Below are 4,108 nucleotides of genomic sequence, written 5' to 3' on the forward strand. Positions count from 1 at the left end.
CACGTCAACTGGGGCATAACTACATCGGCACGGAACACCTGCTTTTGGGCCTAATCCGGGAAGGGGAAGGCGTGGCAGCAAGAGTCCTGGAAAATTTAGGCGTTGACCTCTCCAAAGTCCGGACGCAAGTGATTCGGATGCTGGGCGAAAATACCGAAGTAACCCCAGGCGCAACTCAAGGGCGCACGAAAACACCAACTCTCGATGAATTTGGCTCGAACCTAACTCAGATGGCTGGGGAAGGTAAGCTCGATCCTGTAGTGGGTCGTCAGCGGGAAATCGAACGGGTGATCCAAATCTTGGGTCGTCGCACGAAGAACAATCCAGTGTTAATTGGGGAACCGGGTGTAGGGAAAACGGCGATCGCAGAAGGTTTGGCACAACGCATCGCTAATAACGACGTACCCGATATTTTGGAAGAAAAACGGGTCGTTACTCTGGATATCGGTTTGTTGGTTGCAGGCACAAAATATCGGGGTGAATTTGAAGAACGCCTCAAGAAAATCATGGATGAAATCCGTCAAGCCGGAAATGTCATCCTCGTAATAGACGAAGTGCATACCCTCATCGGTGCTGGTGCCGCAGAAGGTGCCATTGATGCCGCCAATATCCTCAAACCCGCACTCGCTAGAGGCGAACTCCAGTGCATCGGTGCAACAACCCTCGATGAATACCGCAAGCACATCGAACGAGATGCGGCATTGGAACGCCGCTTTCAACCGGTGATGGTGGGCGAACCAACGGTAGAAGAAACTATCGAAATTCTATATGGCTTGCGCGATCGCTACGAACAGCACCACAAACTGAAAATTTCTGACGAAGCTTTGTCAGCTGCGGCGAAATTATCCGATCGCTATATTTCCGATCGCTATCTGCCAGATAAAGCCATCGACTTAATTGACGAAGCAGGTTCGCGGGTACGTTTGATTAACTCGCAATTGCCACCAGCAGCAAAAGAACTCGATAAAGAACTGCGTCAGGTACTTAAAGAAAAAGACGATGCAGTGAGATCCCAAGATTTCGATCGTGCTGGGGAATTGCGCGATCGCGAAATGGAAATCAAAGCTCAAATTCGCGCTATTTCTCAAAGCAAAAAGACAGACTCCACTGACAAAGATTTATCGCCAGTTGTCACCGAGGAAGATATCGCCCAAATTGTGGCATCCTGGACTGGCGTTCCCGTCAACAAGCTGACCGAATCTGAATCCGAGAAGCTGTTGCACATGGAAGATACCCTGCACCAGCGCTTGATCGGACAAGAAGATGCGGTAACGGCTGTTTCTCGCGCCATTCGTCGCGCCAGAGTCGGTCTGAAGAACCCCAACCGTCCGATCGCCAGCTTTGTCTTCTCTGGCCCAACAGGGGTAGGTAAGACAGAATTAGCCAAAGCATTGGCTTCCTACTTCTTCGGTTCTGAAGAAGCTATGATCCGACTCGATATGTCGGAATATATGGAACGCCACACCGTATCCAAGCTAATCGGTTCCCCTCCCGGTTACGTTGGCTACAACGAAGGCGGTCAGCTCACAGAAGCAGTGCGCCGTCGTCCCTACACTGTGGTGCTATTCGACGAAATCGAAAAAGCCCACCCCGATGTGTTCAATATGCTCCTGCAAATCTTGGAAGACGGTCGCTTGACCGACGCCAAGGGACGCACCGTGGACTTCAAGAACACATTGCTGATCATGACATCCAACATCGGCTCGAAGGTAATCGAGAAAGGCGGTAGCCAACTCGGCTTCTTCGATGGCGCTTCCGAAAGTCAAGCTGAAGCTCAGTATAACCGCATTCGCACCCTGGTTAACGAAGAACTCAAACAGTACTTCCGCCCAGAATTCCTCAACCGTATCGACGAGATTATTGTCTTCCGCCAGCTCAACAACGAAGAAATCAAACGCATCGCCGACATCATGCTGCGCGAAGTATTTACTCGTTTAACCGAACAGGAAATCACGCTGGAAGTAACAGAAGCCTTCAAGAATCGCTTGGTGCAAGAAGGTTACAATCCCAGCTACGGTGCAAGACCTTTACGTCGCGCAATTATGCGTTTGTTGGAAGATGTTCTCGCCGAAGAAATCCTTTCCGGACGCATCCACAGCGGCGATACGGCTGTAGTAGATGTGGACGATCAAGGTCAGGTTAAGGTTTTACAAGGTCAAAAGAAAGCTTTGACACCAAGCGTTCTTGAAAAGTAATGCTTTTTGAGTGTTGAGTTTTCACATCAAACCAATTAATTCTATGAGAAAACGGTAGAACTTGTTTCTACCGTTTTTCGATTGATTCCAACCCACACTCTTTTTTATTCACCTGTTGAAAATAAACTTAGGACTTGGGCCAAGCAACCGGGTTTCTCTACATTTTTCCCAAAAGTATCAAAATTTGGCCACTGAGTATGGGAGAGTTAGTTTCAAAAGTATTTGGAAACAAGCACAACTGGAGGATGAATAATGAAAGAATATGTTGTTATTTTTGAATGCGCTGGCACTAACTATTCAGCTTATGTTCCTGATTTACCTGGTTGTATTTCAACAGGGAAAACTTTGGCAGAAACAGAAAATAATATTAAAGAAGCAATTGAGCTTTATATTGACACTCTTCGAGAAGATGGTCAACCGATTCCAGAACCATCACTTAAAGCAAAAGCAATTTCTGTTGCAGCTTAATTATCAATACTTATCAGCTTAGTACCAAAGACCCAATCTCTTTTAATTTTTACCACTCACCCAGTTTGCTGTTTTGCTGCTTGTTTTTTTGATACTTATTCTCTAAATTCTCTCATTATCCCCAATTTACAACATAAAACGATGTCTGACATCTGTCGGAAGAAGGGTAACACTCAGCCTTAAAAAAATTTAGGATAGAAACGAAAACTAATCAACGTTCTTGAGGTAATCAAGCGATTCAAAGCGGATGGATAGTATCAAGCGACGAGTTTTGTTAGACAAGCCGCGATTTCAACCCCTGGACGCAAAAGTGCGATCGCTTTAGCATTTACGTAAGTTCTGAAACAATAAGTATGAAATTTTACCTTGGCTGTTTATTACGTTACACCATCAACACACCCAGCACTCTGGTGTTCAATATCCATGTAGTTAATAGTAACTACCAACGCATTTCCCACGAAAAGCTAAATTTACAACCGGGTGTGAAGTTTGAAGAATATATTGCACCTGTAAGTGGAAATCGATATGTACGAGTTAACGCGCCTGTGGGCACATTGGAAGTTAACTATGAAGCAACAGTCGAATTGTCAGACTTTTCGGCAGACCCCAATACAATTCCTGAAGTGACGATCGCAGATTTGCCGATGGAAACTCTACAATATCTTTATCCCAGTCGCTACTGCCAATCCGATCGACTGATGGGTTTGGTGCAGAGTGAATTTGGAGAATTAGAACCCGGTTATTCTAGAGTTAGTGCGATTTGCGACTGGATTTATAACAAAGTTACGTATATTTCCGGTAGCAGCAATTCTGAGACTTCGGCTTACGACACAGCTATGCAACGCACGGGTGTTTGTAGAGATTTTGCCCATCTAGGCGTTGCTTTCTGCCGCGCTTTGAATATTCCAGCGCGTTTTGTCAGCGCTTATGCTTACGGTCTCAATCCCCCCGATTTTCACGCTTGTTTTGAGGCTTATCTGGGCGATCGCTGGTATCTGTTTGATGCCACCCGTTTGGTGCCGTTAAATAGTATAATTCGTATTGGAAAGGGTCTCGATGCGGCAGATGTCGCTTTTGCTACCTTGTTTGGTTCCGTACAAATGGCAGAAATGAAACTGTTTGTAGAACCATCACAAGTAGAACAACTCGACAAAGCTTCTACTGAAGCTATGGCGATCGCAATTTCCTAACATCACTTCGGAAACAGAATTTGAATAACACTCCCAGTGCCAAATCAAATATTGGCCTGGGCTTTTGCCTTTCGCTTTCCTGCTAACCAGAAACACCCTGACTGATTTTAGAATAAAGTTGCCAGATTAACAGCTTGTGGCTTTGGCAGCGATCAATTCACGAGACTCTTGCTTAACATAACCGGACATCGCTGCCTGCTGCAACTTCAAAAACGCATTCATATCTTCTAAATCGTACTTCCTGCTGAGAAGATG

General features: G+C 45.7%; 3 protein-coding genes. All 3 read left to right on the forward strand.

The features are described from left to right. The coding region (locus tag H6S82_RS21570; RefSeq protein ID WP_191056681.1) for an ATP-dependent Clp protease ATP-binding subunit at positions 1-2,195 on the forward strand (2,195 nt) is incomplete at its 5' end. A 252-nt stretch (positions 2,196-2,447) separates the two neighbouring features. Further along, positions 2,448-2,663 (forward strand): type II toxin-antitoxin system HicB family antitoxin, encoded by a 216-nt coding sequence (locus H6S82_RS21575; RefSeq protein WP_190473193.1) that lies wholly within the window; start codon positions 2,448-2,450, stop codon positions 2,661-2,663. 353 nt (positions 2,664-3,016) lie between these two features. After that, positions 3,017-3,853: a transglutaminase family protein gene (locus H6S82_RS21580; protein ID WP_190473190.1), complete on the forward strand. Its 837-nt coding sequence runs from the start codon at positions 3,017-3,019 to the stop codon at positions 3,851-3,853. Positions 3,854-4,108 lie beyond the last annotated feature (255 nt).

This window comes from Planktothrix sp. FACHB-1355, assembly GCF_014748295.1.
In the GTDB taxonomy this organism is placed as follows: domain Bacteria; phylum Cyanobacteriota; class Cyanobacteriia; order Cyanobacteriales; family Aerosakkonemataceae; genus Aerosakkonema; species Aerosakkonema funiforme_A.